The organism is Ligilactobacillus acidipiscis DSM 15836 (assembly GCF_001435755.1).
Lineage (GTDB): Bacteria > Bacillota > Bacilli > Lactobacillales > Lactobacillaceae > Ligilactobacillus > Ligilactobacillus acidipiscis.
Genome location: NZ_AZFI01000261.1, coordinates 1 through 1,692, shown reverse-complemented (window position 1 = coordinate 1,692; position 1,692 = coordinate 1). Strand labels below are relative to the sequence as shown.

Genomic DNA, 1,692 nt, shown 5'->3' with positions numbered 1-1,692 from the left:
TATTTCTAACTTAATTTGACATTTCAAGTTTTAAAGAACATTAAATTTATGGTAATATTGGTTTATCGTTCATAGTAAAACAGTTTCATAAATTATAATATAAGACAATAATGGTACGAGAGGAGTTTAGGCATGGACAATAAGGGGCAATTTGACGGAGAATACAAAGAAGTGGATCCAGAAAATGGGTCACAAAATAATTCGGGCGGTCCTGGCGGGCCAAAACTGTGGAAAATTTTCCTGATTGCATTGATTGCAGGACTTATCGGCGGAGGTGTAGTCGTTGGCGGTTATTCATTAGCGCAAAATAATCAGGATGAGAAGTTAAATTCTGATAATTCTAAAACCAAAACCAAAACAAGTAATGTTAATGTGAAGGTAACTTCTGATGCAGAGAGTGCTTTTAAAAAGATCAAGGGTGCTGTCGTATCAGTTGAGGCTTATTCTAAAGATGATACATCAAGTTCAATTGCCGGGTTGTATGGACAATCTGGTGATGATGATTCTTCTAGCGGATCTGATTCGGAGCAGGCGAGTGAAGGTTCTGGAGTGATCTACAAAAAGTCTGGTAATACAGCTTACGTAGTGACAAATAATCATGTTATTTCGGGGGCAGACAGAGTCGAGATCTTAATGAGTGATGGTCATAAATTAAATGCATCTGTAGTTGGTCATGATTCGGTCAGTGATTTGGCTGTGTTGAAAATCGATGCTAAATATGTTGACCAAATTGCTTCATTTGGCAATTCTGACAAGATCAGCGTTGGCGAAACGGCGTTGGCTATTGGGTCTCCATTGGGTTCAGATTACGCCACATCCCTGACACGAGGAATCATTTCTGCTAAAAAACGGACGATCGATATGACAAATAGTTCAGGGGTCGCTACAGGTCAAGCTACTGTTATCCAAACTGATGCAGCAATCAATCCGGGTAACTCAGGTGGTCCGTTGATCAATATTGGCGGTCAAGTTATTGGGATCAACTCGATGAAATTATCAAGTTCTGGTTCATCAGAAGCTTCTGTTGAGGGGATGGGCTTTGCTATTCCAAGTAACGAAGTGGTTGAGATCGTTAATCAGTTAGCTGAAAATGGTAAAGTTAGTCGTCCAGCATTAGGGATCTCTTTGTTGAATCTAGACTATATTTCATCTTCAGATCGCAAAAAGACTTTAAAACTGCCAGATAGCGTGACAAGTGGGATCGTAGTGATGAAGGTCAACTCAGATTCGCCTTTGAAAGACGCTGGTCTTAAGAAATATGATGTGATCACAGGACTAGGTGATAAGAAGGTCAAGGATATTGTCAGTTTGCGTGAAGCCTTATACGCACATAAGATCGGTGATACGGTCAAGGTCAAGTATTACCATGAGGGTAAGGAACAGACAGCAGATGTTAAACTGACACTTGAGGCCAATGATTCGAACACATCAACAGCATCAAATGAAAGGTAGCGAGTGTGGAACATGATTTTAAGTAGCAATACGGCTGTGCTACAAAGTTGGATAATTAGAACTTAACCGTTCTATGAACATACTGACACGCTAAATAGAATGTTGTAAATATCTTACTCTAATATCAAACTTGTTTTATGTCAATAACATAAAGCGGGTTTTTTTATTGTACTAGTAAACATAGTCGGTGGCAAATGGATGTTTGTTTTCGATAGTGTCAACTTTGTGTGGGTAAATTTT

The 1,692-nt window shown here is 39.1% G+C and carries 1 protein-coding gene; it reads left to right on the top strand.

Features of this window, described 5'->3' with window-relative positions; genetic code table 11:
• Nucleotides 1–132: 132 nt before the first annotated feature.
• Entirely contained in the window at nt 133–1,452 is a 1,320-nt protein-coding gene (locus FC65_RS10510) for a S1C family serine protease (RefSeq protein ID WP_056972680.1), read from the top strand.
• The last annotated feature ends 240 nt before the right edge of the window (nt 1,453–1,692 follow it).

What these genes read in the sequence shown, in the direction of transcription:
- FC65_RS10510 (WP_056972680.1), top strand. Translation starts at nt 133, where the DNA reads ATGGACAATAAGGGGCAATTTGACGGAGAATACAAAGAAGTGGATCCA.